The following is a 2017-nucleotide window of genomic DNA, read 5'->3' as shown; positions in this document are numbered from 1 at the left end:
GATGAGAGGAGCAACGCGTGATTCGCATCGTGATTGCCGATGATCAGGCAATGGTTCGAGCAGGATTTGCCGCGCTGCTGGACGCGCACCCCGACATCGAGGTGGTGGGCCAGGCGCAGGACGGCGTCGACTGCGTCAGTCTCGTCGCCGAGCTGAATCCCGACATCGTCCTTATGGACGTGCGCATGCCCGAACTCGACGGGATCGAAGCCACCCGTGAAATCCTGGCGGCCAGGTCTCGGCCGGCGACGAACCCGCAGACGCCGGAGTCGCAGACGACGAACCCGCGAGCGCCGACATCGATACCGTCTGCTACGGATTCGAACGCCATCGTCGACGACGTTCCGCGCATCATCATGCTCACGACCTTCGACATCGACGACTATGTCTTCGATGCGATCCGTGCCGGAGCCAGCGGCTTCCTCCTCAAAGATGCCCCACCCAACGAACTCGCCGAGGCGGTGCGGGTAGTGGCCTCGGGGGAGGGACTGCTGGCCCCGAGCGTCACCCGCCGCGTCATCGAGCATTTCGCTGCAGGACCACAGACTTCGAACTCTGCGGCCCTGCCAGATCTCACCGACCGTGAACGCGAGATCTTGGTGCTGGTGGCCCGCGGTGAGACGAACACAGAGATCGCCGCCTCACTATTCATCGCCGTGCAGACGGTCAAGACCCATGTGTCACGAATCCTCTACAAACTCGATGCCCGAGATCGCGCTCAAGCGGTCATCGCCGCCTACGAATCAGGCCTCGTGGTCCCCGGCGCACAGGTCTGACGAATCACCCCCTACCGGGGTACGGGGTGAAATACGGTGCTCTGGGGTGACGCCAAGAGGACGGTCCGCCTCGTACCGTAAGTAATATGGAACCAGTCGATGTCGTGAATAGGCCCCTGCCGACACCCCCTCTTGGGAAAGAATCAAGGGCTGAGGTGCTCGAGCGAAGGCGAGCCAATCGCGGCACTGACAAGCAGGAGTTCACCAGCGACTTCAGTGCGCTGATGGCCCAGGTCAAAGAGGCCGGTCTGCTGGCACGCCGCCCCGGCTGGAACACCCTGCGCTTCGTCCTCATCGGACTCTCCTACATCGTCGCCTTCGCCATGCTCTTCCTCATCGGCGAAAGCTGGTGGCAGATGGCCACAGCAGTCGTCTTCGGGATCCTCTTCACTCAGACGGCGTATGTCGCCCACGATGCGGCGCACCGTCAGATCTTCACCAACGGCAAGGTCGGGGAATGGGTCTCAACCATCATCGGCAACCTGTTCATCGGCCTCAGCTACGGCTGGTGGCTGAAGAAGCACAACGCACTTCACCACGCCAACCCGAACAAGGCAGGCGTCGACGGTGACATCGCACCGGGCGCTCTGGTCTTCACCGCCGAAGATGCCCGGGAGCGCACCGGCCTGTCGAAATGGCTCGCTGCGCGTCAGGGCTGGTTCTTCTTCCCGCTGCTGACCCTGGCCGGTCTGCAGCTGCACGTGAACTCGGTCAAGGCCATCATCAAGGGACAGTCCTCGATCAAGCGCCGCTGGACCGAAGGCGTCCTCATTGCCATCCGCATCATCGGATTCCCGCTCATCGCCATCTGGGCCGCAGGCCCCCTTATCGGCAGCGTCTTCTTCATCGTCCAGGTCATGGTCTTCGGTGTGCACATGGGCGGCTCGTTCGCTCCTAACCACAAGGGCCAGCCGATCGTTCCCAAGGACGTCAAGATCGACTTCCTGCGTCGCCAGACATTGATGTCACGCAACATCTCCGGCGGCCGCCCGATGGGCTTCCTCATGGGCGGACTGAATTACCAGATCGAACACCATCTGTTCCCCAGCATGCCCAGCGTCAACCTGCACAAAGTCCAGCCCATGGTGCGCGAATACTGTGCGCAGAAGGACATCAAGTACACGGAGACGACTCTCTTCGAATCATTCGGCATCATCGTCCGCTACCTCAACCGGGTCGGACTGGGCCAGGCCGACCCCTTCGACTGCCCAGTCACCGCGCAGTTCCGCTCACGCTGAGGC

Annotated in this window: 2 protein-coding genes; both read left to right on the top strand. The window is 62.2% G+C overall.

Translation table 11 applies throughout. From position 1 onward, the window contains the following. The first annotated feature begins 17 nt into the window (after positions 1 to 17). Complete coding sequence (locus L0G76_RS15935) at positions 18 to 776, top strand: response regulator (protein WP_304358105.1); 759 nt, start codon at positions 18 to 20, stop codon at positions 774 to 776. A gap of 155 nt (positions 777 to 931) precedes the next feature. Then, a complete protein-coding gene (locus L0G76_RS15930) occupies positions 932 to 2014 on the top strand; it encodes a fatty acid desaturase family protein (RefSeq protein ID WP_092102453.1) in 1083 nt (360 codons plus the stop codon). Positions 2015 to 2017 lie beyond the last annotated feature (3 nt).

The organism is Brevibacterium picturae, assembly GCF_030453725.1.
GTDB classification, from domain to species: domain Bacteria; phylum Actinomycetota; class Actinomycetes; order Actinomycetales; family Brevibacteriaceae; genus Brevibacterium; species Brevibacterium sandarakinum_A.
This window is presented reverse-complemented; position numbering and strand designations above follow the sequence as displayed.